The 23,467-nt window shown below is 46.4% G+C and carries 30 protein-coding genes; 6 read left to right on the forward strand and 24 right to left on the reverse strand.

Annotated features, from left to right (window positions below; genetic code table 11):
- Positions 1 to 48: 48 nt before the first annotated feature.
- The 21 genes from HPC38_RS07670 to HPC38_RS07770 all read right to left on the reverse strand — a co-directional run bounded on the left by HPC38_RS07670 (position 49) and on the right by HPC38_RS07770 (position 13,501).
- Positions 49 to 1,326, reverse strand: a complete 1,278-nt coding sequence (locus tag HPC38_RS07670; RefSeq protein ID WP_208120707.1) for a phage head morphogenesis protein — start codon at positions 1,324 to 1,326, stop codon at positions 49 to 51.
- Entirely contained in the window at positions 1,323 to 2,744 is a 1,422-nt protein-coding gene (locus HPC38_RS07675) for a DUF935 domain-containing protein (protein ID WP_208120708.1), read from the reverse strand. Before HPC38_RS07675 ends, HPC38_RS07670 begins: the two co-directional genes overlap by 4 nt.
- A gap of 2 nt (positions 2,745 to 2,746) precedes the next feature.
- The gene (locus tag HPC38_RS07680) at positions 2,747 to 4,054 is read right to left on the reverse strand and encodes a terminase large subunit domain-containing protein (RefSeq protein ID WP_208120709.1); all 1,308 of its coding nucleotides are present in this window, start codon (positions 4,052 to 4,054) and stop codon (positions 2,747 to 2,749) included.
- The gene (locus HPC38_RS07685) at positions 4,041 to 4,613 is read right to left on the reverse strand and encodes a DUF3486 family protein (protein WP_208120710.1); all 573 of its coding nucleotides are present in this window, start codon (positions 4,611 to 4,613) and stop codon (positions 4,041 to 4,043) included. Before HPC38_RS07685 ends, HPC38_RS07680 begins: the two co-directional genes overlap by 14 nt.
- A 46-nt stretch (positions 4,614 to 4,659) precedes the next feature.
- Positions 4,660 to 4,953, reverse strand: coding sequence for a VpaChn25_0724 family phage protein (locus HPC38_RS07690; protein WP_208120711.1), 294 nt, complete (start codon positions 4,951 to 4,953; stop codon positions 4,660 to 4,662).
- On the reverse strand, positions 4,946 to 5,272 hold the full coding sequence (locus HPC38_RS07695; protein WP_208120712.1) for a DUF2730 family protein: 327 nt from the start codon (positions 5,270 to 5,272) through the stop codon (positions 4,946 to 4,948). The genes HPC38_RS07690 and HPC38_RS07695 overlap by 8 nt, the downstream gene beginning before the upstream one ends.
- A 155-nt stretch (positions 5,273 to 5,427) precedes the next feature.
- Positions 5,428 to 5,685 (reverse strand): DUF2681 domain-containing protein, encoded by a 258-nt coding sequence (locus HPC38_RS07700; protein WP_208120713.1) that lies wholly within the window; start codon positions 5,683 to 5,685, stop codon positions 5,428 to 5,430.
- Positions 5,682 to 5,921: a DUF2644 domain-containing protein gene (locus tag HPC38_RS07705; protein ID WP_208120714.1), complete on the reverse strand. Its 240-nt coding sequence runs from the start codon at positions 5,919 to 5,921 to the stop codon at positions 5,682 to 5,684. The genes HPC38_RS07700 and HPC38_RS07705 overlap by 4 nt, the downstream gene beginning before the upstream one ends.
- 116 nt (positions 5,922 to 6,037) lie before the next feature.
- Entirely contained in the window at positions 6,038 to 6,586 is a 549-nt protein-coding gene (locus HPC38_RS07710) for an N-acetylmuramoyl-L-alanine amidase (protein WP_208120715.1), read from the reverse strand.
- A gap of 75 nt (positions 6,587 to 6,661) precedes the next feature.
- Complete coding sequence (locus HPC38_RS07715) at positions 6,662 to 7,033, reverse strand: Mor transcription activator family protein (protein WP_208120716.1); 372 nt, start codon at positions 7,031 to 7,033, stop codon at positions 6,662 to 6,664.
- A gap of 8 nt (positions 7,034 to 7,041) precedes the next feature.
- Complete coding sequence (locus HPC38_RS07720) at positions 7,042 to 7,497, reverse strand: gp16 family protein (protein WP_208120717.1); 456 nt, start codon at positions 7,495 to 7,497, stop codon at positions 7,042 to 7,044.
- Complete coding sequence (locus tag HPC38_RS07725; RefSeq protein ID WP_208120718.1) at positions 7,481 to 7,882, reverse strand: hypothetical protein; 402 nt, start codon at positions 7,880 to 7,882, stop codon at positions 7,481 to 7,483. The genes HPC38_RS07720 and HPC38_RS07725 overlap by 17 nt, the downstream gene beginning before the upstream one ends.
- Positions 7,875 to 8,342, reverse strand: a complete 468-nt coding sequence (locus HPC38_RS07730; RefSeq protein WP_208119429.1) for a hypothetical protein — start codon at positions 8,340 to 8,342, stop codon at positions 7,875 to 7,877. The genes HPC38_RS07725 and HPC38_RS07730 overlap by 8 nt, the downstream gene beginning before the upstream one ends.
- A 71-nt stretch (positions 8,343 to 8,413) precedes the next feature.
- On the reverse strand, positions 8,414 to 8,770 hold the full coding sequence (locus HPC38_RS07735) for a hypothetical protein (RefSeq protein ID WP_208120719.1): 357 nt from the start codon (positions 8,768 to 8,770) through the stop codon (positions 8,414 to 8,416).
- A gap of 157 nt (positions 8,771 to 8,927) precedes the next feature.
- Positions 8,928 to 9,107 carry a hypothetical protein gene (locus HPC38_RS07740; RefSeq protein ID WP_208120720.1) on the reverse strand — a complete coding sequence of 60 codons (180 nt, stop codon included), beginning with the start codon at positions 9,105 to 9,107 and terminating at the stop codon, positions 8,928 to 8,930.
- Positions 9,100 to 9,318, reverse strand: a complete 219-nt coding sequence (locus HPC38_RS07745) for a hypothetical protein (RefSeq protein WP_208120721.1) — start codon at positions 9,316 to 9,318, stop codon at positions 9,100 to 9,102. The genes HPC38_RS07740 and HPC38_RS07745 overlap by 8 nt, the downstream gene beginning before the upstream one ends.
- Positions 9,318 to 9,842, reverse strand: coding sequence for a host-nuclease inhibitor Gam family protein (locus tag HPC38_RS07750; protein WP_208120722.1), 525 nt, complete (start codon positions 9,840 to 9,842; stop codon positions 9,318 to 9,320). Before HPC38_RS07750 ends, HPC38_RS07745 begins: the two co-directional genes overlap by 1 nt.
- Before the next feature lie 10 nt (positions 9,843 to 9,852).
- Positions 9,853 to 10,107, reverse strand: coding sequence for a hypothetical protein (locus HPC38_RS07755; protein ID WP_235977695.1), 255 nt, complete (start codon positions 10,105 to 10,107; stop codon positions 9,853 to 9,855).
- A gap of 129 nt (positions 10,108 to 10,236) precedes the next feature.
- The gene (locus HPC38_RS07760; RefSeq protein ID WP_208120723.1) at positions 10,237 to 11,154 is read right to left on the reverse strand and encodes an AAA family ATPase; all 918 of its coding nucleotides are present in this window, start codon (positions 11,152 to 11,154) and stop codon (positions 10,237 to 10,239) included.
- A gap of 35 nt (positions 11,155 to 11,189) precedes the next feature.
- Positions 11,190 to 13,187, reverse strand: a complete 1,998-nt coding sequence (locus HPC38_RS07765) for a transposase domain-containing protein (RefSeq protein ID WP_208120724.1) — start codon at positions 13,185 to 13,187, stop codon at positions 11,190 to 11,192.
- A gap of 38 nt (positions 13,188 to 13,225) precedes the next feature.
- On the reverse strand, positions 13,226 to 13,501 hold the full coding sequence (locus HPC38_RS07770; RefSeq protein ID WP_208120725.1) for a helix-turn-helix domain-containing protein: 276 nt from the start codon (positions 13,499 to 13,501) through the stop codon (positions 13,226 to 13,228).
- A 174-nt stretch (positions 13,502 to 13,675) separates the two neighbouring features.
- Between HPC38_RS07770 and HPC38_RS07775 the strand changes: the two genes are divergently transcribed.
- Positions 13,676 to 14,359: a S24 family peptidase gene (locus tag HPC38_RS07775; RefSeq protein WP_208120726.1), complete on the forward strand. Its 684-nt coding sequence runs from the start codon at positions 13,676 to 13,678 to the stop codon at positions 14,357 to 14,359.
- A 256-nt stretch (positions 14,360 to 14,615) separates the two neighbouring features.
- Here the strand turns inward: HPC38_RS07775 and gyrA are convergent, their stop codons facing one another.
- On the reverse strand, positions 14,616 to 17,261 hold the full coding sequence (gene gyrA / locus HPC38_RS07780) for a DNA topoisomerase (ATP-hydrolyzing) subunit A (RefSeq protein WP_208120727.1): 2,646 nt from the start codon (positions 17,259 to 17,261) through the stop codon (positions 14,616 to 14,618).
- Between the two features lie 126 nt (positions 17,262 to 17,387).
- The gene (ampD, locus tag HPC38_RS07785; protein WP_208120728.1) at positions 17,388 to 17,969 is read right to left on the reverse strand and encodes a 1,6-anhydro-N-acetylmuramyl-L-alanine amidase AmpD; all 582 of its coding nucleotides are present in this window, start codon (positions 17,967 to 17,969) and stop codon (positions 17,388 to 17,390) included.
- A 99-nt stretch (positions 17,970 to 18,068) separates the two neighbouring features.
- Here ampD and HPC38_RS07790 point away from each other — a divergent pair, with 99 nt between their 5' ends.
- Genes HPC38_RS07790 through HPC38_RS07805 form a run of 4 tightly spaced genes read left to right on the forward strand, consistent with a single transcriptional unit; the run spans position 18,069 to position 21,766 of the window.
- The gene (locus tag HPC38_RS07790) at positions 18,069 to 18,521 is read left to right on the forward strand and encodes a pilin (protein ID WP_208120729.1); all 453 of its coding nucleotides are present in this window, start codon (positions 18,069 to 18,071) and stop codon (positions 18,519 to 18,521) included.
- 16 nt (positions 18,522 to 18,537) lie between these two features.
- Positions 18,538 to 19,914 carry a GspE/PulE family protein gene (locus HPC38_RS07795; RefSeq protein ID WP_328805253.1) on the forward strand — a complete coding sequence of 459 codons (1,377 nt, stop codon included), beginning with the start codon at positions 18,538 to 18,540 and terminating at the stop codon, positions 19,912 to 19,914.
- Positions 19,911 to 21,095 carry a type II secretion system F family protein gene (locus HPC38_RS07800; protein ID WP_208120730.1) on the forward strand — a complete coding sequence of 395 codons (1,185 nt, stop codon included), beginning with the start codon at positions 19,911 to 19,913 and terminating at the stop codon, positions 21,093 to 21,095. The genes HPC38_RS07795 and HPC38_RS07800 overlap by 4 nt, the downstream gene beginning before the upstream one ends.
- Positions 21,092 to 21,766, forward strand: a complete 675-nt coding sequence (locus tag HPC38_RS07805; RefSeq protein ID WP_208120731.1) for a prepilin peptidase — start codon at positions 21,092 to 21,094, stop codon at positions 21,764 to 21,766. The genes HPC38_RS07800 and HPC38_RS07805 overlap by 4 nt, the downstream gene beginning before the upstream one ends.
- On the opposite strand, the gene HPC38_RS07810 is transcribed toward HPC38_RS07805, so the two are convergent.
- On the reverse strand, positions 21,763 to 22,536 hold the full coding sequence (locus HPC38_RS07810; RefSeq protein ID WP_208120732.1) for a TOBE domain-containing protein: 774 nt from the start codon (positions 22,534 to 22,536) through the stop codon (positions 21,763 to 21,765). The two genes, HPC38_RS07805 and HPC38_RS07810, sit on opposite strands and share 4 nt — an antisense overlap.
- Before the next feature lie 118 nt (positions 22,537 to 22,654).
- On the opposite strand from HPC38_RS07810, the gene modA reads away from it, so the two are divergent.
- Complete coding sequence (gene modA, locus HPC38_RS07815; protein ID WP_208120733.1) at positions 22,655 to 23,422, forward strand: molybdate ABC transporter substrate-binding protein; 768 nt, start codon at positions 22,655 to 22,657, stop codon at positions 23,420 to 23,422.
- Positions 23,423 to 23,467 lie beyond the last annotated feature (45 nt).

Raw genomic sequence — 23,467 nt, forward strand, 5'->3', positions numbered from 1 at the left:
CTAGGCAACTACCGTATTATCCTGTTCGAATCAGGCGAACTGTGGCGACTAATCCAAGTTTCCCCATAAAATTTCAAATCCTTTTAAGCTTTCCCATTGGCGTTTGTCTCCAATAAAGCTCCCTGTTCGTACAAGATTGACCTTCGTCAGCACTTTCTTTTTAGTGAGCTCATCTTTTAATCGCACTTCATAATCCATTTTGACCGCCACTTTGCCTTTATCTGCTTGATAGATAAACAGCAGTGTCGGTTGTTTTTGCTTATGGTCGAGTAAAATCGCCTGCGGGTGCTTTAATTTCTCTGGCAGCTGTTGCCAAAATTCCACGGGCAGGTTGAGCCCTTTTTGCTGTTTGTGTTCGCGCAAGGCGTGCAGCACATCGTCATCACGCACGGCGATGACCGCACTTTGGGGTGCTTTGTCGAGAGCCTCTAGCTTGCTGATGACGGATTTAGGGATAACGCCAACGTATTTCATATTGCCTCGTGCAATTTTTTCCAACGCCACGGTATCCACCATCGCTTTCATGGATTGATTGAGCAAGTTCAGCGCGCGAGGATTTTTCAGCACGTCATCAATCAACAAGCTCGCCAGTTTTGGCTCGGCGTTGAGCAACTTGTTGAACAAGAGCTTGTCCACATCGTGTACGCGCGAGGCGGTCAGGTTGTTGAAATCGTGCGGCCTAAAGCCCGCATCATAGCCTTTGGGCACATGCACCACCTGCGGGTTGCCTGTGCGTACACCCACGTGCTTGGCTTCATACTCAATAGTGACCGGTGGTGATACTTGCTTACCCATCGTCTGTAGGTCGTCGGCATCATGGGCGATCACTGTGCAGTGGCAGCCGTAGGCTTTGACTGGGTAATAATATCGCCAAAACGGGTCATTGGCGGGGCGAATAGTGCCATCAAGATCGATATGGGATTGGCGTGGGTGCGCGTTGGCGTTGTGCTGATACTCCCAATAGGGCATCACATCAGCCAAATCAAGGTGCTGTTTCAATCGCCCACGATTGTAGGCAGCATAAACGTTGGTGTCGTAAATAATACGCGTGCGCCAGTTGCGCCCGCCGTTATATTGCCAACCTGTTTTGGCCACAATGTCATCAAAGCGTTGACGAAATTCTTCCAACGTGCCGCCATTTAAAATGGCCTCATCGACAGCATTGCGTAAGCCGAGCAGCACCTCATTGCGATTAGCACCTGCCACCATAAAGTAATAATCGTGCTCGTCGCCGAGCACATCAAGGTAGCTATTGGTGGGCAAGTTGAGCTTTTTCTCAAAGTAATGCACCTGCTCTTGAAAGCGAAAAGGGCTTTTGACCGTCATTTTTTACGCTCCTGCTCCACACTGTAGCGTCCAGCTAACTCGGACGCGGTACTGGCCCATGCCAGCACGTCGGCGTATTCACTAAACGTAAGCTCTGGGATAAGGCTATCAAGCTGGTCACGAAAATCGTCTAAACTTTCCGCTTGTGAGAGCTTATCGCGCACGGCTTGCAGCCAATTTTCTACCGCGGGTTCAGCCTCAACTTCAAGTTGTTCTATCATACCGTCGGCGAGCAGGCGGTCGGGCATCCGTTCACTAAATTGCGTATCATTTGGACTGCGATCATCTGATACGTCAATATCACCTTCTTCAAAGTTGTAAGTGCGGTTGATGTATTGTGGTGTAAATTTTACGCCGATACGGGCGAGGATTTCATCACGCTCGGCTTGCAATTTATCAATGCTTTCTTGCTCAAAAAGCTCAAAGCGTGGGAGTGTATCAACATGGAAATTGAATTCACAAATCCATGCCAGCAGCTGACTTAAGCAATTCTCAACCAGTGCGGCATCATCATTACGAATATCTTCGGTGACTTCCAAGCCTGCGATAGCACTGGCACGGTTGGCCTCCGCCTCCGTGGTTTGATTTTGTCCGAGTAAGGCAATGGCAATTTCTGATTTACAGTACCGTAAAAAATCATCAAATACTTGACTAGAACCGCCTTTACTACCACTTTCAAGTAACTCAATCGAACTATCATTAGGAATAGCGGCAACGGCTGTGCCGAGCATTTTCTCCATGCTGTCGAGTAAATCATCAATTTCATGGAGTTGCGTTTCACGCGGATGCTTACCGACTAGCCACGGCGAGCCATATTTTTCCACAAACTCTAGCCAAAATTTCAGCCCGCCTTTTTTGAACGTAGCTGCCCAAAAGCATGCCCCCAAATCCGCACGGCCATAAGGGTTGGTGTAGGTGGCCTCTTGGGTGGCAAGCAAGAATTTCTTTTCAGGTAGCGTGCGCCCTTCAATAAAATTATCTTTGGTACGCAATCGCAACTGATTGTTTTCATCAAACACAAACCATTCTTGTGGTTTGCCAACCACATCAACTGGTAATAGTTGACCACCGCTAAGCTGCCAGCTAATTTCCAATACTTGGTAGCCGAATAAAGGCGCATCGAGAATTTGAGAAATAATCGGGATCAGCGGTAGACGCTCCATAATCGCCCACAGTTGCTCATCGACTTGTGCGTTGCCTGTTGGTGTGATGCGCCATTCCAGCCCTTTGACTGCCGCTTTACGTCGGCGGACACAGCCCGCAACGTGACTATCAGAGAGGAGCTCACGATAAACCGAAATATCTTTGCCCATTTTTTTCAATACGGGGTCTGGATTGGGCAAATAATGGAGAAACGACCAATAGTCAGTGGCCTGTGCGCGGGTGGCGATAATATTGACCAAATCTTGCTTCTTCATGCTTAATATCCTTTTGTCATGCTAAGGCTGGCTCTGGTTTTGCGGCTATGGGCTTTAACCGGTTGCAATACGGCATCATCAGCGGCCAACAAAGCCAAAAAGCATGCCCAAGTGCGGTCGGCGTGACCTTGACTATCACTCTCTGCCACAAAACGGGGCTGGCCCGTTGAGCCAGTGATTTTTTTGAGCTTGTGTAAATCGGCGCGTAGGGCATTGTCACCTTGTGGGATGCGGAGTTTTTTATCTTCAAACGCATTTTTACCAATGGTTGCCATGGTTAATTTACTCGCCACATTAAATAGCACGCCGCGCACACGCGTTGCACCATGTTGGTGTTGCGCATCTTCCACCATCTTTTCACCCATACCGGTTTGGTCAAGGTTGCAGGCAATGACACGATAGGTTTGGAATACGCGGTTTAATTCGTCGAGTTGGTGGCGCAGCTTGGTTCGCTTGAGGGTAATAATCTCCCGCGTCCAATACACATCACCGACCAATTCCAGCACCCAAATCACCGTCAAGTCACCTCTAAGGGCAATATCCATACCGACAAAACATGGCCCACCCTGATAAAGCTCTCTCTTGCCCGCTTGTGCGTGCTCTACACTGTCGATTAAGTCATAAGAGAGCCAGCTTGTTTCCTCATCAAGCCATTTGAGTTCAAATTCTTGCGCCCAGGCGTCGTCATCATTGAGGCCTTGACGTAGTGCATCAATATCCCGTGGCAGGCCATCAGCCACCGCTTGATAAATATCGACACGGTGGCGAGACCACTGTGTGTTGTCCTCGTCGGTCATCAGTTCATAAAACTTGTTGCCCTTGCCGTTGGGCGTGGACACCACGCGCAATTTCCAACCTGCGGAGATGACTGGGAATAGGGCTTTCCAGATTTCTCGACTGTCGGCGTGAAAGGCAAACTCATCCAAAAAGACATTGGCTGAAAAACCCCGTGCAGTGTCGGGGTTGGCAGGCAGTGCCGTGATTTTAGAGCCATTTGGAAAGACCACCTCAAGTGCGTTGACGGTTGGGCTAAAAGGTACTTCGGCGTAGTTGGCTACAATACCAATGGCCTCAAGATGGCGTTTCACGCCCTCGTTGATGGCTTCTTTAGCTTGGCGCTCTCCTCGGGATAAAATCACCCAGCGTGTGCGTTCGCCTTTTAATTCCGCCTCAAGGCAATCGTTGACAATCTCCAACGTTGTTGTGAATGTTTTGCCTGTTTGACGCGCGAACATGGCCACCTTGAATCGGCTTTTATCATTGAGCCAACGTTTCTGATAGGCAAATAGTACTGTTTTATTCAAGCCCATAAACTGCCTTCACCATTTTTGCCACGTGATCTAAGTTTGTGCCTGCTTGTTTTCCTGCCTCTTCTACCGCTTTGGCGGCTTGTTCAATCACATCTTGGCGAATTTCTTTTTCACGCTTATAGTTAACACTTTGTGCCGCCTCAATGCGCTGCGCTACTAGGGCAAGCTGACCAAGCACTTTTGGTGAGACAGCTTTGTCTCCCTCGCTTAATGTCATTGAGGTTTCAAATGCGAGAGTTTTAACAAATTCCATCAACAGTCGGCCGATGTCATTTTGTGGCATCTCGCCGAGCTGTTTTGTCCAAATGTCAGCCACTTCACGGCTTTCACGGATTTTGGCACCGAGCTTTTCCATACGAGAGGCATAACGATTCAGCCCTGTACGAGACAACAACGCCTCATCAGGTAGGCCACAATCGCGAATTAAATCATTTATTTCTTCTAGGATTTGAGCCTGTGAAAATTGCTTGTCTCGCAACATCATTGCCAATTGTGTTTTAATTGACGGTGGCAATAAATCCACTTTGCTTGCACGTCCACGCGTTGGCTTTTTGTCCATTTAAACCGTCCTTAAATGCCGTTTTAATACACTTTATAGCTGCTCATTAGTCACGTGGGCGGGGCTTTTTAATCCCGTAGACTTCAGTTCGTCCTTGCGCTACATCCCAACCGCGAGCAGTGAGGTGGGCAACAAAAAGCCCTGCAATATCATCAAGGCGCACACAGCCTTGCTCTTGCAACCACAACAAATGGGAACGTACTTGCTCACGGCTAATACGATGACCATAGTTATCTAAACAATCTTGTAAAATAGACTCGTTGGCATCGTTGCCCGCATCAGCCAGTGAGCGTAATAAAACAAGGCGTTGGTCTTGTGCAAAAATGCTAAACTTATCCATTCTTTAATTCCTTCTCTAACAACAATTGAACCTGATGAGACAAGCCACGCACTTCGGTAGCAATAGCTTCGGATTTGCCTGTCATTTGCATAATCAATACTCGCAACTCAGCTAAATCAGTGGCATTGGGCAAATTTTTGAGTTCCATTTCGACCTTATCAACACGGTGTGCGTTGTCGTTAATGGTCGTTTTTAGTGGGTGGATTTCCTCACGTTTGAGATACTTTGAATCCATCGTGAGCCGCACGACAAAGCCTACAAAACCGGCAAAACTCAAAATAATGCCCCAATGTTTGAGCACAACATCAATAATATCCATTTAGCCTCCTTGCTGTTCACTCAACTTATTGCTCGCTATTTGTGGTACGGCAAACTTTTTCATACGTTAAATTGTGGTTTAGTACCTGGCGTTTCGTTCCTTCACTGTCTTGACGACTAGGATAAATTAGCCCAAAGGCACTGCAACCGCTGACACTAGTCACGGAAGTAGCCGTGGGTGTGCAACTGCTCGTCAACACCATCAGCATCAAGACGAGCGCTGGCCTCGTTAATTTTTTTGCGTTGTTGTGCATTATCTAACTCCTTGGCAAGGGCTGCGGCTTTCGTCCGTTCTTTAATGATTTCCTGCTCTTTTTCTGCAAGTAGGCGTTTTTGTATATGGTTTTTAACTTTCAAATAGGCAATTACGCTAACTACCAATACAACAAGACCACCAATGAGTTCTAAATTCATCCCTGATCTCCTTGTTTGCTTGCGCGTTCTTTCAACATAGTTACCACCCCCTTGGAGGCAGGGGAGCCAAACACGCACACAGCGGCGTAGTACCAAAACCAGTCAGACACATAGCTTTTATCCGCCCACACGCCATAGAGAAATGCGCCTGTCAGCACAACCCAGCTAAACACTTGGATAAAGCCTGTGGTGCTGGTGCGACCATCGGTGTTGGTAATGAGTTGCGTTAATTTCATTACTCCTCCTCAACATACGGCTAAAAAGCCCACCAATAAAAACCAACCCCAGTAGCCATTATTAGCACCGAGCAGGTATGCCGCACAGGCAACACAGGTGCACGCAAATAAATATCTCATGATGGATTTCCTTGATAGAGATGATCGAAATTAACTCCTGCACCATTGTCCATCCACTCCAGTACATCAAAGCAAGGGCACTGTTTCGTCCATTCATTCGGTGTGATTTTGCCGTCACCATTCAGGTCTTGGGAGAGATCACGATGGCCGTATAATTTGGCATTCGGGCACTCTTCTGCTAAAGATTGCAATAATGAGGTTAATGTCTGCCATTGCTGCGCAGTAAACTCACCATGAGCATTACCGTTGTCATCAATGCCACCCACGAGGCAGATACCAATTGAGCCTTTATTGTGACCTTTGACATGTGCGCCAATCTCACCAATGGCTCGCCCTGTTTCAAGATAACCATCGGTGTCAATAACGTAGTGATAACCGATATGTTTTAAGTGAGGGTTGACGGATAAATTGACTGCTTGTCGCTTGAATCCGCGTTTGGCGTGCCAGCCGTCGATGATTTCAGCTGCGGTATGGTTGTCATAGCCCATGCGGTGGCCATTTCGAGTGGCAGAACAGTGGATCACAATTTTGTTAATTTGAGACATAAAAAAACTCCTTTTTCTATTAAAGGAGTTTAAAAAATTGCTTTAAAGATTAATATTAAAGAGCTTTAAAGACTTTTATGCTTTTTTCTTGCCAAAGAGATCAGGCTGGAGGCGGTCAATTTCTTCCTTACGCATTTTTTTAACGATTTGATAGACCCATTGTTCGGATACACCATATTTTCTCGCCAATGCTTGGTGGTTATTACCTGTAAAATCACGCCAAATTTGGATATCACGTTCACTTAATTTAAACAGTATGCCTCGTGGCATGTAGATCACTGATCCACCCCAAGCCTGAGAAATCCGACGAGCCACATCAATGCCGACTTGGCGAGCATTGGCCAGCGGCATTTGTTTAGCCAATTCTTCCTCAACGTGCTTGGCCAAATCAGTCAAGATTTCAGGAGCTTTTTCTTCAAAAATATCAAATTCATCTCGCTCAACCATAATACCTCCTATTTACTATGACGTTTTTGCCACTGTTTCAACCGCTCTAAAACCATTGTTGCCCACTGATCATCTAGAGAGGCCACATTTAATACGATAGGTTTACCTTGTGCTTCGAGGCTAGGGTTAACCATGCCGCGAACAAATTGATTTAATGCCGCTTCACTACCATCTCGCACAATGTTGTCTCGGTGCATTTGAATCCAAAGTGCACGGATCTTATGTGCAATATTACTTTTTACTCGACCGCGTTGTGTACTAGGGGAATGTTTACGGCTTGACCGCACTTTAAAGCCTTTCTGCTTGAGTTCATGCAGCACTTTTTCAAGTTCAGATACGGTCAATGCTTTAGCACTTTTTTTACCTGAAATGCGCTCAAGCAAAGTGCGGTAGCTCATTTCATCAATCATCAGCTGCTGCTTGGCGATGTGAATAAGCTGAATTAATTTATTTCGACTGTGCATGTTTTCTCCCCGTTGTACGATAAGGTGGCTTAACTAAGCGTTTTATCTTCGCTAATCGCGCCAAATTACGTGCAACTTGTTCATCGCTTAACTCTGGTGCAGGCAATGCCTCGACGGCTTTTCGTTTTGGCATGCGATCAATCAGCATTTTAGGGACTGGGAAACGATCACACTCGGCATAAAGGCACTGAAAGCCTTTTTCAATGCGCCATTTGTCGTCTTCCTCATTCCACCCGCCATAGAGTTTGACGTTTTCCAACGCTATCACCCACACTTTTGCCGTTTTCTTAATCAGCTCTTCGGGCGGTTGATTGGGCAAGCGCAGTAATATCAGTCCGCCGAGCCCTTGGGCAATGGTGGCGTTGAGCCAGTTTTTATTACTCATTGGCAAACTCCGCTAAATGTTGCAAGGCTTGCCCCGTTTTGCTGGACAAGCGCGGTGCATTTTGCACGGGAGTGGCCAACACTTCACTTTTGCCTTGCCATTTACTCATCACCTCCAGCAAATAGCCGTGGGATTTCAGCGGCAGACTCAAGCTGTGACGATTTCCTAACACCACATTGAGGCTATCAACCCAGCACGCCAGTGGGGCGTCAAACACTTGTCCATTGCGTTCAATGCGCTGTGCTTGCACCATTGGCAGCAATTCACCGAGCAATTTTGCCAAGCGGTCAGCCGTCAAGGCCGACTTTTGTGGCCGAAATAGCCCCAAATAGCGCACAGCTGCCTTTCCAAAGTGCGGGTCGATAGACAATGCTGTCATCACCGCTTCACTGGCAGCATCATGTTGCAACAGCACATCTAACGACATCACCGCCCCGCACGCAGGGCACTTACATTTCATTGTCTGTTACTCCTAAACTTGGTTAAAACCCATTACTCCGCACTCTGTTGCCAAAGTGCGGTAAATGGGCTTTATTTCTCATCATCTGGCAACTGCCACATCACTTCTTGCAACGTTTGTTCTGGGCATTTGCGATTTGCTCGTATTAGCTTTTTCAAAATCGGTTTGACACGTTTAATATAGTGTTCTGCTTCTTGTAAGTTCGTAACAATATTTTCCAATGTATCCAAAGGAGAAACACAGCAATCAAATTTTTTTATATCGTAGCCATGCTTAAGGAGATATTCTTTATACTGTTCATATTCTTGTTGAACTTTACCAGTGATATATCTATCCCATATTTTTAAACTATCGTCCAAGCAGTCATCTGCACTGTCCATTGAAACCCAGATTGAACCGCGCTCAACTTGCGTTAATACTTTTTGCATATTGATTCCTCATTTTTGTTGATTAAAAACCCATTATTCAGCCCTTTAAACGACATTTAAAAGGCTGTAAATAGGCTTTAACTGCGGTGTGTTAGCCAAGCAATAAAAGCACCAAATGCCATGAAGCCGAGCAGTAAAACAACGTCACCTGCCCCCATCACTGTTCCTCCACTTCAACAACATCATCCACTTCTAAAATTGACGCTGGTAATGCACCGAGCACGGTGCAGTCGTAGTTATCTGTAACAGCAGGCACGTTTTCAATGTCATCGGCTTGCACGGCAAATTCAACCAAGCATCGAGCGCGGACTAGATAGGTTTTTTTATCACTAGACATAACGTGCGCCCTCACTTTGTTCTTGGCGTAACAGGCATTCACAGCGCAAAAGGTCACTCTTGGCAATGCGGATCATGCGTGAGGTTTCTTGTCGGTCGCCACTCAGCAGTAAGTCCTTGGCCGTTTCGAGCAATTGCAACGTTTGGGCTAATTGATCAATACTGGTTTCAGGGCGACTAGGACGACTGTGTTGTTTTGATTGATACGACATTACTTCACCTCCTGCTCAAAAGGCTTAATGACAAAGTCTTCTTCTCCTTGCTTGACGGTGACACCGCTCACGGTGGCCGCGATGTCTGGCGCATCTAACATGGCATCTTTGTTGACGTCTTCTTTGGTGCGAATAAATTGCACCAAGCCCAGCCGTTTTAATGCCTCAATGACTTTATCTTTGCCACGAATAACAATGGATGGTGGCCGTTGCCGCCATTGCACTTCACCAGTGTTAAAGCTACCTGTTTTGGTTTTGCCTTTGTTGGTGAGCTCATCACGGTGGCTCTCACACCAGGCTTGCACCGCACTTTGCATCGGTTTAATTTTCTCTTCCAACTCCTGCAAAATGGGTGCAAAGCGTTCTGTCACTGCCGCCAATTCATCATTTTGCAAGGTAGCTTGGCGCAATAGCTCGCGCTGTAGGTCGCCGATTTTTTTAATGGCCACCTCAACTTCTTCTCGGGTTTGGTAACGCACTGTGTAGATATCACCTTTTAACCGCACTTTGCTTGTTTTTTTCATTTTTTACTCCTTAATCATTAGTAACATCATCGTGAAAATCAGTATCTGGGTAGTGCTTAAATAGCCACGCTTCCTGCTCGGGTGTTAAGTCGGGTTGAAATTCGCCGTGCTCGGCTTTCCACTCCTCATTCGCCCAGCGTTGCCAACAGGCAATATCGTTATCTGCACAAGGCTCACTGGCCTCACTCACGCGGTCTTGGCAACCACCGCCCAGTACACCCGCCAGTAAGGTGGCAGAAAGTAAATATTTCAGGCTAATCTTCATGGCTCACCCCCGTTTTACGCGTTTGGTTAACACAACAAGGCAAGGGAATCGCCCATCTTTTGATGCCAAAATTCGGATTCCTTGGCGTAGCAATCTCATTTCTAGGCTTTGCATAATGACCTCCATTACCTAATTTGCGCCTTGCATCTGTGCTTGCGCTTGCATAATCAAATCAAGGGTAATCGTTGTGCCGTTACCTTTCGCAGAAATACCTGCTAGCCGTAGGTACTGTGTCAGGGCACGCAAACCACCCGCTGCACCACCGATGTCATAAAGCACTTTCATCAGATCTTTATCTTGCGTATCTAATTGCCATGCTGTAGCAATCGCTTTGATGTCGTTTTTGGTGCATTTTTTTACGCTTTTGTGCTTACCAATGCGCGACCATAATCGGGCATATTCATGGGCTTGATTAACACCACCTTGAATGCGGGTGTACACTTTATCGTTACCAATCAAGGCAAAGCCGATATTGGTTTCCTCTTGAATAATGCGAATTTCTTCCAGTGCGTCGTAGGGAAGGTGGTCTGCTTCATCAATGATCATCAGGCCAGCAGTGCCAGTGAGCTTTTTCACGATTAAACGAGAGAGTTTATCTTTGCGTCGTGGGGCATCGTTGATGCCAAGTTCGAGAGCCATTTCATATAAAATACTGCTTAATGTGGCGCGTGCTGGGCTTGCGGTAATCATCCACACATTGCTGTTGCGTTTGGCATATTCACGTGCAGATTGTGTTTTGCCCACACCACTGGCACCAAAGATGGTCACCATCGTAGAGAGCAATTTACTCATATCTAACACCTGCCAAATGCCTTTGGCTGTATTGGTTTCTATGAATTGAGGTGCCTCCACAAAAACTTGGGCTTTTTTCGCACGATTTTCTATCCACGCCCGAATGGCCTGTTCAACAGTTTGATTATTGCCAGAGTATTTGCCGTTGATGTAGGCACTAAGCACCGCACTAGTAAATCCTAGCTCTTTTGCCACTTTGGCTTGTGTTAGCCCATTGCTTTCAATAATGTGTTTAAGTTGCTCAATTAATGTCATACGTCATTCCTTTTAAATGATGATTTAAACGTGCTTTAAAGGCCTTTTTCTTGCTTCAACAGCGCCAGCCCTTTGGCCCAGTTTTGTTCAAATTCACTTTCTTCATCTTCATCCAGTGGCACCTGCACTTTCTTTTGTGTGTTGCCGTAGGTTTGAATTAATTCAATGATTTTTGGCTCTGGCGGGTCTTGCTCATCCAGCTCTGGTTGGTAGCGAGCAGCCTCTTGCACTGTCATGGTCAACTGCGCTTTCGCTTTGATTTTTTCGCCTTTCACAAACTGTTTGCGAGCCTTGTCGTGTTCACGCCCTGCGGCTTTATCACCAAAGGCAACACGCTCTTGACAGATAGCCTCACCGAGGAATACACCATCAAGGCTGTAAACCCACACGGTGTTGTGCAAATCTTGCGGGTCGAATTTCACCACAACACGTTTATGCAATGAGCCAATGAGGTCGGCACAGAGATAGCGATTGCGTCTGTTATGCACTTTGCCACCTGCATCCAGCTCAAATGTGCCGTCTTTTTTCAAGCTCACCGCCTCACTCATCAACATCAGCAGGCGCATTTGTTCGGCACTAGCTCGGCGAATAGTGGCGTTGGCATAATCTCGTGCAAACACCTGCTCAAAGCTGTAAACACCTTGGCAGATTTCGGTTTCTCTTCCTTGGCGTTCGTTAAACGTGCGGATACCATCTTCAAGCGCGAGGATAAAGGTGGCGTAGTCCACACCATCTTTACCGCCGTTGTAGTTATCAGGTTTGTTGTAAACATTTTCGCCCGCATAAAAACCAGCCAAACTTGGGTGTTTATCCACTAATTCACCCAAACCACCGTGTGAAAATGCACGCTCAATCGGTTTTGCCTGTCCGTGACCTTTGCCAAATTGGATTGATGTCCAAAACAGCTCAATACCTAGCAGTGGAATAATCCCTGTGACTTCGTCCTCTTTCACTTTGAAGCGATAGCGGTTTTTCACGCCTCCAGTCATCCATTTGTTAGCTGCTGCTCGGGTGTTATCGATGGTGCATTTGCGAGGGATGCCGTATTTCCACACCAAATCCATCAAACTCAGGCGAATGGTGTCGGAGTTCTCACTTAAATCGGTGCGATACGCCAAAATTTTGCGAGTGCGCACATCTTGCCAAAGCCAAGTTTTCGGGCGAACCACCTCACCGTTGTGCCAACGCACAAACACGTTGTGTTGATAGCCATCACCGTTGATCCATTCCAACGCCTGAATGGCTTCAACAGACCGCACTTGACTTGGATAAAATTGACTTAACGCATACTCACCGTCACGCAAGAAAACACGCTGCACGAGTGGAATTTCACGTTCAATTTTTCGTTTCACACTAGATGCGGATGGAATAGTCCAGCCTTGCTCTTTTGCCGCACGTTTTAACCGCTCATAACAGCTGCCAAATTGTGGTCGTTCATTGCGGAAATAATCTGTTTTAAAGGCTTCCCAAGCCTCTGGCGTAAATTCAGCTTCTTTGCCTTTGTGCGCCGTGGCTTTTTTATCCAGCAACAATGGCAGCCAGTCAGTGCGTTCGAACTTTTTCACTTTGTAAAACCAGCGTTTGATCGTGCCGACCGTTTCACCGTGTTGGTTGGCAACATAGGCAATGGCATCCATTAACTTCAAACCGTTATCGACCAAATCAGCCACCGCAGACACCAATACCAAACGGCTTTGTGCGACCGCTTTTTGGCGATCATTGGCTTTATCAAATGGCGCCCAAACAACCTCTGGAAGGTAGTTAATCTGTTGTGGGTTATTTTGTTGGGCATGATCAGCTACTTTTTGCATTACTTTCTGTGTTTGAGCAAAAATAATTTCATTTTGAAGTAGCTGTGGCATACTGATCAGGGAATATTCAAGTCCGCCTCCTCGCCCTAAACGTTTACGATATTCCCAACCTTCTCTTTTCGCTTTTTCTATGACATTCTTAGCTGAATGGGGGGCATTTTTGAGTTTTAAGTTTGCGATCTCTGTCGAAGAATAGAACGTTTTTAACATTTTCTTTCTCATAAACAGCTCCTATGGGTTTCTTTCATCGTAAAAGTTGTTTATGATGTAAATCTATTGACTAATGGAGAACGATAATTTCGTTGTGCAAAACGAGCCGCCCAAATATGTTCTGGTGGTATGCCAATTGCACTCGCAATGATTCGCTCCACTTTAGGATAGGGCTTATCTAACGCAGAACGAATCGTGCTATAACTTAAATTCGAGTGTTTTGCTAAAGCCCGTAAAGTCCACCCTTGTTTTTTTAGGGCGGCAACAATATCCGCACGATGCCAATCGCTTACTGCGGTTTTTTTAACGTTGTTTGATACGCTCATTTACTACACCTAATTGCTATATTGTTTGAGTATATTAAACAGTAAAAGTTAAAATCAGTCAATAGTAAAAGTTTATTTATACAACTTTTTTGTTTGTTTTTAGTTAAAAACTTATCTTTCAATAGCATAAATAAACTTTTACAGTAAAACATAACTTTTTTATAAGGGTAAAAGATGGGAAAGCCAAACATTTACGACAACCTCTTTGCTGAGCGAATGTCGAAAATTGTTCAAGAACGCTTTAATGGCAACTATAGTGAATTTGCAAGAGCAGTCGGGGTGTCGCAGCCATCACTAAAAAGATGGGCTGAGGGAGAAGCTGATCCTACAAGAACAAATCTTATTAAGATTTCTGAAGTGGCAAATGTTTCAATAGACTGGCTAGCTACTGGTAAATCTCAGCAGCAAGCAATAGGATCCTCAGATAGTGACGATTCTAATGAGGACGTTGTATATATTGATGATTTTCGAGAGTTCCTGATTTCTGCAGGTTTTGGAGCCATCAATAATGATTACTATGAAGCAGATAAAGTTGCTGTGGAATCAAACTGGTTACATAACCGCAGATTGAAAGCCCAAGATTGTGCTATGTTTAAGGTTGATGGCGATAGCATGGAGCCTACATTACAAGATGGACAAGATATTATTGTAGATAGGGCTAAAACAGATTTGAGAGAAGGAAAAATATTTGTGCTTCAACATCAAGGATCTATGTGGGTGAAGAAAGTTAGAGTAAATTTTGATAATATTCAATTAATTAGTGATAATAATGACTATCCTCCAATCACATTAACGAGTGATGAAGCTGATGAGCTGCAGGTGATTGGCCAAGTTGTTCGGGGTTACCGAGATTTCTAAACGCTATTTTAACGCATTTTAAAGCGCCTGAATGTTTCTCATTTAAATCGGTTATTTTCACGTTTCGGCCAAAATTTTTCTCACTTTCAATTCTCATTTTTTTATGGCACAAAAAAGGGGCTGAGTTTTCTCAAGCCCCGTTTTATCGGTATTTTCTCCCACTTATTCCCGCATTCTCCAACTTAATCCCTAACTTTTATTTTTTTCTCATATTAAGTGGTTGGATACAAAGGTGCATTTTATCAAGTGCGGGGAGTTATTCCTCAGCGGCTGGTGTTGGCTCGACCGCACTTTCGTCTTCATCATCAAGGTCACAAATGCGCTCAAGCCCGACCACATTTTCGCCCTCAATGGTGCGGATCAGCCGTACGCCTTGCGTGTTGCGCCCCACAGTGCTCACTTCGCTTACCCGTGTACGTACTAGGGTGCCAGCGTCGGTGATCAGCATAATTTGGTCAGCCTCTTCCACCTGCACAGCGGCCACCACTTTGCCATTGCGCTCGCTCACCTTGATGGAGATAACGCCTTTAGTATTGCGGGATTTTGCAGGGTATTCTGATAATACGGTGCGTTTGCCGTAGCCGTTTTCAGTGGCGGTCAAAATCGCGCCGTCGTTTTTCGGCACCACGAGGGAGACGACTTTATCGATGTTCAGATCCAGCTCGGTGTTATCATCGCTGCCATCGTCATTATCGGACTCATCATCGCTGATGTCGTTGGTTAACGCCAGTTTAATCCCGCGCACACCTGTTGCAGTGCGGCCCATGGCGCGCACCGCCTCTTCGTGGAAGCGCACTACACGCCCTTGAGAAGAGAAGAGCATAATTTCATTTTCCCCGTCGGTGATGTCAACCCCGATCAGCTCGTCATTGTCACGCAAGTTAATGGCGATCAAGCCACTGGCGCGCGGACGGCTGAACTCGGTCAGCGCGGTTTTCTTGACCGTACCGCTGGCGGTGGCCATAAAGACAAATTTGTTTTCTTCGTATTCACCCACTGGCAAGATGGCGGTGATGCGCTCGTCTTGCTGGAGTGGCAAAATGTTGACAATTGGGCGGCCACGAGCGCCACGGCTGGCCTGCGGCAGCTGGAACACCCGCAGCCAATAGAGCCGACCACGGCTGGAGAAGCACAAAATGGTGTCGTGGGTGTTGGCCACTAGCAAGCGCTCGATAAAATCTTCTTCTTTCATTTTTGTGGCGGACTTGCCTTTGCCGCCACGGCGTTGGGCCTCGTAGTCAGAAAGAGGTTGATACTTCACATAACCTTCATGAGAAAGGGTAACCACCACATCTTCTTGCGCAATCAAATCTTCTAAATTGATGTCAGCCGAGCTGGCGGTGATTTCGGTGCGACGTTGGTCGTTGAATTGATTTTTGATTTCTTCCAACTCTTCGCGGATCACTTCCATCAAACGCGCTGGGCTGTTTAAAATTTTCAGCAATTCACCAATGGTGTCAAGCAATGCTTTATATTCGTCTAATAATTTGTCGTGCTCAAGACCAGTGAGTTTTTGCAACCGCAAATCCAAAATGGCCTGAGCCTGCACTTCGGTCAAATAATATTGATCATCACGAATGCCATATTGCTCAGCCAAATCTTCAGGGCGGGCTGCGTTAACACCCGCAGCGGCTAGCATGTCACGCACATTGCCAAGCTCCCAAGGTTGTGCTAAAAGTGCGGTTTTCGCCTCTTGTGGGGTTGGTGCCTTGCGAATAAGCTCAATCACAGGGTCGATATTTGCGAGAGCAATCGCAAGGCCTTCTAAAATATGGGCGCGCTCACGCGCTTTGCGCAGTTCATAGACTGTGCGACGAGTGACCACTTCACGGCGGTGTAACACAAAGGCTTCAATTAATTCTTTTAGGTTAAGCAGTTTCGGCTGGCCGTGGTGCAATGCAACAATATTGATCCCAAAAGTTACTTGTAATTGGGTGAGTGAATAGAGGTTATTGAGCACCACTTCACCGACAGCATCACGCTTGATTTCAATTACAATGCGCATACCGTCTTTGTCGGACTCATCACGCAAGCCGCTGATGCCTTCCACTTTTTTCTCTTTGACTAAGTCGGCAATTTTTTCGATCAAACGTGCTTTATTTACTTGATAGGGAATTTCGTGCACGATGATGGTTTCACGCCCTTTGCTGTCGGTTTCCACTTCTGCTTTGGCGCGCACGTAAATTTTGCCACGCCCAGTTTTATAAGCGTCTTCAATCCCTTTGCGCCCGTTAATGATCGCTGCGGTTGGGAAATCAGGGCCAGGAATATGAGTCATTAATTCATCAATCGTGATGTGATTGTCATCGATATAAGCTAAACAGCCACTGATCACTTCACCTAAATTATGTGGCGGAATATTGGTCGCCATACCAACCGCGATCCCACTTGAACCATTGACTAACAAATTCGGCACACGGGTTGGCAACACCTCGGGAATCTGCTCAGAGCCATCATAGTTCGGTACAAAGTCCACCGTCTCTTTGTCCAGATCGGCGAGCAGAGAGTGCGCCATTTTACTCATTCTTGCTTCGGTATAACGCATTGCCGCTGGAGAGTCGCCATCAACAGAACCGAAATTTCCCTGCCCATCAACGAGTGGATAACGCAAAGAAAACGGCTGCGCCATACGCACTAAAGTGTCATAAACAGCACTGTCACCATGCGGATGATACTTACCAATCACATCCCCGACAATACGAGCAGATTTGCGATAGGGCTTATTATAATCGTTCCCACCCACACCCATGGCAAACAAAACACGGCGATGCACAGGCTTCAATCCGTCACGCACATCAGGCAATGCACGCCCAACAATCACTGACATCGCATAGTCAAGGTAAGAAGACTTCATCTCTTCTTCAATGTTAATAGGGGTTATATCTTTTGCAAATTCACTCATGGAAATTTCCCAACATAGGACCGTCAAAAATTAGCAAAATTATAGCACAAAAGTGCAGTTAAAACACGTTTAAATCACAATCTCTTATCCATTTACCATGCGTCTAAAATGTAGTCTTACTTATATTCATGTTTGGTTTTTTAGCAGCAATTGCTGAAAATACTGCCAGTGGAAAAATTGGCCGGGGTCGATTTTTCTTTCGGGGGCGATGTGGCAGTGGCCGACGATTCTGTCGTGGGTGATGTTGGGGTAGGTGCGTTGTAAAAGTGCGGTGAGGTGGCTTAGGGTGTTGTATTGTGCGGGGGTGAAGGGGTGGTTGTTGGAGCCTTCTAGTTCAATGCCGATGGCATAATCGTTACATTTTTCTCGTCCTTGAAAGCAGGAGACGCCTGCGTGCCATGCGCGATCGTGAAAATTGACGTATTGCGTGATGCACCCTTGACGGTCGATGAGGCAGTGTGCGGAGACGCGCATGTCAGCAATTTCAGCAAAGTAGGGGTGCGCGTGGCGTGGGAGCTTTCCTTGGAAAAAATCATCAATAAAGTGCCCTCCAAATTCATCGGGCGGCAAGCTGATGTAATGAATAACGAGCAAGCTGATGTCATTTGGGTTGGGGCGCTCATCAAAGTGCGGTGAGGGAATGCGGCGGACATTTTTTAGCCAGCCGTGGTCAATTTCGCAGGGTTGTTGAGTGAATTTTGCGATCATCGTTCTGAAATCTATAACAGGTTGTGGATCTCTTTATTGTGCTTTGTCATGGTTATGGGGTCAATCACTTTCGATTGATTTCAATGAGAAGGAAACACTATGCAAACACTTGTTAAAAATCGCGTTAAACCTGGCTTTACTTTGATTGAATTGATGATTGTTATTGCCATTATTGCCGTGTTGGCGACCATTGCGGTGCCAGCGTATCAAAATTACACCAAAAAAGCTGCGCTTTCTGAGATGCTGCAGGCGGCAAGCCCGTATCGCAGTGATGTGGAGCTGTGTTTATATAATCTGGAAGCAAGCCAATGCAACGCACAATCTAATGGTGTGGGGCAGAATAAGGATTATAGCAGCGATAACTCAGTGAAATATACGAAAAGCATTACCACGTCAGCGGGTGTGATTACGGTGGAAGGTAAGGCTGTGCTAAATGGCTATAGTTATACCATGACGCCGAGCAAATCTGATAGTGGGGAGATTTCTTGGTCTGTGCGTTGCGCAGGGGAGGATACTTCACTCTTTCCAGCGGGTTTTTGCAACGCAGGTTAATTGTTAAGGGGGGCGTGTGAGTTATCGTATTTCAAGCGTGCAAGACGGTGAGTTTACTATTGCACCAGATTTATGGGCGCGAAATAAGCAGGAACGTGCGTTATTGATGCGGTATTTCGCACTGCCTCTAAAAGAAACGCAAAGCCATCTCTACCTTGGTGTAGAAAGTTTGGATAATCTCAACGCCTGCGAGGTGTTTGCGTTTTTGCGTCACAAAATAGTGGAGCCTGTCATATTGGCAAAAGCAGAACTGAGTGAAGCCTTGAAAGCCCTTAATGATATGCCGCGCAATGAGCAAGATTATAGCCAGCAGCTTTATCAGCGAGCGCCGCTGCAAGCCCGCGAGGAGCGTGAAGACGATGAACCTGTGATTGCCTTGTTGCAAGAGATCTTTGATCAAGCGTTGAAACAAAAAGCCTCCGATTTACATTTTGAACCCAACGAGCATGGCTTAAAAGTGCGGTTTCGAGTGGATGGCGTGTTGCGTTTTGTGCAGCGCATTTCGCCTACGCTGGCGCCTAGGGTGCTTTCTCGTTTGAAATTACTTGCCAGTTTGGACATCAGTGAAACGCGCTTGCCACAAGATGGCGCCTTTCATTTCACCACGCGTTATAACGATAAGCTCGATTTTCGCTTGTCGGTAATGCCAACCCATTTGGGGGAAAAAGCGGTGTTGCGTTTACAACACAATGAACCCATAGCCCTAGATTTTACGGCGCTCGGCATGAATGATGAACAGGTGCGAATGTTGAGCCACGCGCTTAGCCAGCCACAGGGCTTGATTTTGGTCACCGGGCCTACTGGCAGTGGTAAGAGCATTACGCTTTACAGTGCGTTGGCTTCGCTTAACAGCCCTGAAAAGCATATTTTAACGGCAGAGGATCCTATCGAAATCACCCTTGATGGCATTGTGCAAACGCAGATTAACCCTGCTATCGGGCTAACCTTTGATCAGTTACTGCGCACCTTTTTGCGCCAAGATCCTGACATCATTATGTTGGGGGAAATTCGTGATGAGGCGAGCGCGAAAATGGCGCTGCGAGCAGCACAAACAGGGCATCTTGTGTTATCCACGCTGCACACCAATGATGCTCGCTCAGCCATTGAGCGTTTAGGCCAGCTTGGCATTGCCCGCCATGAAATCACCTCAAGTCTTTTGTTGGTGATTGCCCAACGGTTATTACGCCGTCGTTGTTCATGTCATAGTTCAGGCTGTCAAGATTGTCATGAGGGTTATCAAGGGCGGGTTGGCATTTACCAATTTCTCACCCGTGATGACAAAGAAAATTATCAGTTAGACTACACCACGCTGTATGCTAGTGGTGAAGCGAAAGTGCGGTCAGGCATCACGGATCACCGAGAATTAGTGCGAGTGCTAGGGAGGGCGCGGTGATTGAGTTTCACTGGCAGGGCGTGTCTAGCTTAGGCATTGCGCAAAAGGGGATTATTCTCGCGCCGAACAAGGCACAAGCGCAACTTCGTCTAGCTAACGCAGGTGTGTTTGACGTGAAACTACAGCGCAACTGGCGTTTGCCACGCAAACTGACTTCGGCTGATGTGTTACACTTTTGTCAACAATTGGCGATGTTGAGCCAGGCGAAGGTGCCTATTTCGCAAGCCATTGAGCTGATTCAACACAACACGCGCCACAAAGCACTCTTTGCATGGCTGGAGACAATTTTGCAAAAGCTCGCGCTGGGGTATCATTTGTCTCAGGCGTTGGCAGAGCATCGTCATGTTTTCAGTGCACAAGAGCGGGAATTGATTTCCATCGGTGAACAGACAGGCACATTGCCAGAAATACTCACTCGCATAGCACGCGCGAAAAGTGAACAGATGGCCTTACGTCAGAAACTGCAAAAAATGGCATTTTACCCAACCTTGGTGTTTGTGATTTCGTTTGTGTTGGCATTGCTACTGTTGCTATTTGTGGTGCCAGTGTTTGGTGAAATGTATCAACAAAATCACCAAACCTTACCGCACTTTACTGTATGGCTGCTCGATCTTTCACGCCTAGCGCAAACGTATGGGATGATGGCAGTTGGGGTGTTAATACTGGGCGTGGTGGGAATAAAATGGCAGATACGGAAAAATGACACTGTGCGTGCGTGGTTCACTCGATTGTGGCTCAAGCTGCCAGTGGTGGGTGCCATTATGCAGGCGCAAGCAAGGTTGCAGCTGAGCCAAAATTTAAGCCTGATGCTCAACGCAGGGCTTACACTGGTGCAGGCGGTGGATATTTTAGCCAAGCAAAAAAGCAATGTGGTGCAGCACCATGCGTTGGTGCATTGCCAGCAACTGCTCGCACAAGGGTATCGCTTTTCGCAAAGCGTAGGCAGCACACTGTTTTCTCAGCAGGAGCAAAGCATGCTACACATTGCAGAACAAAGCAATGCGCTAGGGGTTATGCTTGCGCAGATGAGCGATGCGCATCGCCGCGCACTCAACCACAAACTTGATTTGCTCTCGCAATTGCTGGAACCGATGTTAATGCTGCTGATTGGCGCGATGATAGGCGGCGTGATGTTGGGGCTTTATCTGCCGATTTTCAATATGGGAGCCATGTTGGGATGATTTTGACCGCACTTTTGCTTGGCGCACTGGCAGGTGTGGCATTGCAGCACGCACTTCAGCGTTTCCCTGAGCATATTAATCGCCTGTTGCAGGCTGAATGTGAGATGCTTGATGCGCATTTCTCGCTGCCTTCTGCGCAGCACCTTGCACCTTTCCCGTCGTGTGCAAGGAGGCTGTATGCAACTTTGGGGGCGATGGCAAGTGTGCTGTGCTGGTGGAAAAGTGCCAGCCTGCTGGCTTACGGGTTGAACGTGGCGATGCTGTGGCTACTGTTGCATATTGCGCTCACTGATTGGCGTTACCATTTACTTTCTTCTCTCAATTGCGTGTTGTTGGCTTTGATCGGATTGCTTAAAGTGCGGTTTGGGCTTGGCCTTACTCCCGCACAATTATGTGAAAGTGTGCTGTTTGCCATGTTGCTTAGTTTGGTGATCGCTGATGTGAGTCGTTGGATTTATCAACGCTGTGTATTTGGTGAGGGCGATTGCTATCTTTTGTGCGCACAGGCGTGTTTTTTGCCGAGTGTATGTTTACCGCATGTTTTACTGTGGGCAAGCGTGTTGACGCTGGCGGTGGTAGCGATAAGCGTATTATGTAAGCGACCATGCCCTAGCGTATTGCCATTCGCGCCAGGGCTAGTGGTGAGTTTTGGTTTAGTGTTGTTGTATTAAAGCGCTAGTAAAATGATCTTTTCGGGATCGATGGTGAAATAAACCGCTTCCCCTTCGTTAAAAGGTTCACTATCAAGCAAAGAGGCGCATAAAACTAAGCGATTTATAGTCAACAGTACCTCTTGGGTATCTTGCAAGGTCATAACACTTTTCACTTGACCTTGAAAAGTGTTGAGTTGCTCGCGCGGTGTGCGCGACAAAGTGATCCACGGTGCTTTAAACATCATAAGCAGCTCTTGCCCAAGGTGAATATTGAGGCGTTGACGGCTGGCTTGTGTAATGCTGGCGACGATAGGCTGTTCAAAGCCGATGACTTTCAGGCTAACATTGCATTTCAGGTTGTGGATTTCGATGTTTTCCACTTGCCCGAAAAGCTGATTGCGCGCACTGCTTTGCAACCCAAAGCGGGCCGTTGCTGCCAACAAGCTGGTGAGTGGAATGGATTCATCTTGCAAAATGCTAAAGGCACGTTGTTGCGATTGCTCCAACAAGGTGTAGAGTTTAAGTACACGCTTGGCGTAATCCGTCAGTTGTGTACCACCGCCTTCTTTGCCACCAGTGTTACGCAATAATAAAGGTTTTGGGCTAACCGCTTCCATCGCATTAAGGCTATCCCAAGCAGTTTTGTAACTGATATTAATCAGCTTGGCGGCTTGTGAAATCGATCCGCAAGCATCAATATTTTTCAGTAGCGCAATGCGTCGTGGGTCAACAAAAACCTGTTGCTGTAGTTTGATGCTTAAATCAATTTCAATTGCGTTGTTGGCCATATATCCCCCTATACTCGTGGTTATTATTCTAAAATAAAAATCTGCCTTGCCATAGGCTTATTTTTATATCATTATATAGAGGTTTATATAACGTTTTCCATTCACATTAGAGGTATCTATGTTAAAAAATATCAAAAAAACATTACTCGTGTTAAGTGCATTAGCTGTTGCCTTGCCTGGCCTTGCGCAAGAGAAGTTAACCGTTTTTGCCGCGGCGTCAATGACCAATGTGTTGCAAGACATCGGTGAGCAATTCAAAAAAGACAATAAAGATACTGATGTGGTGTTCTCTTTTGCCTCATCATCGGTTGTGGCTCGCCAAATTAATGAAGGCGCACCCGCTGACATCTTTGTGTCTGCTAATCAAAAATGGATGAATTTCTTAGAAGAAAACGACAAAATCGTAAACGATTCACGTAAAACCATCGCGGGTAACACATTGGTGTTGATTGCGCCAAAATCGGCAGGCGACGTTAAATTTAACCCAGCTAAACCTGAATGGGTGAGCTATTTAGGTGAACGTTTCTTGGCCGTTGGTGATCCCGATCATGTGCCAGCTGGTAACTACGCTAAAACTGCACTGACTAACCTCGATCTTTGGGGTAAAGTGGAAAGCAAATTAGCTCGTGCTGCCAATGTGCGTGCAGCGTTAGCGTTAGTTGAACGCGGTGAATCACCGTTGGGTATTGTTTATGCCACCGATGCGGCGGAAAGCGATAAAGTGCAAGTTGTTGGCATCTTCCCACAAAGTGCTTATAACGCAATTGAATATCCAGCTGCGATTGTGAAAGATCATGACAGCAAAACAGCGCAAGACTTTATGAACTTCTTGGGTTCAGAAAAAGGAAAAGAAACCTTAACTAAATATGGTTTCAGCGTTAAATAATGACATGTGATAGTGATCAAAGTGCGGTCTGACCGCACTTTATTT

Origin of the sequence: Spirabiliibacterium pneumoniae (genome assembly GCF_014884995.1) — a bacterium.
GTDB classification, from domain to species: Bacteria; Pseudomonadota; Gammaproteobacteria; order Enterobacterales; family Pasteurellaceae; genus Spirabiliibacterium; species Spirabiliibacterium pneumoniae.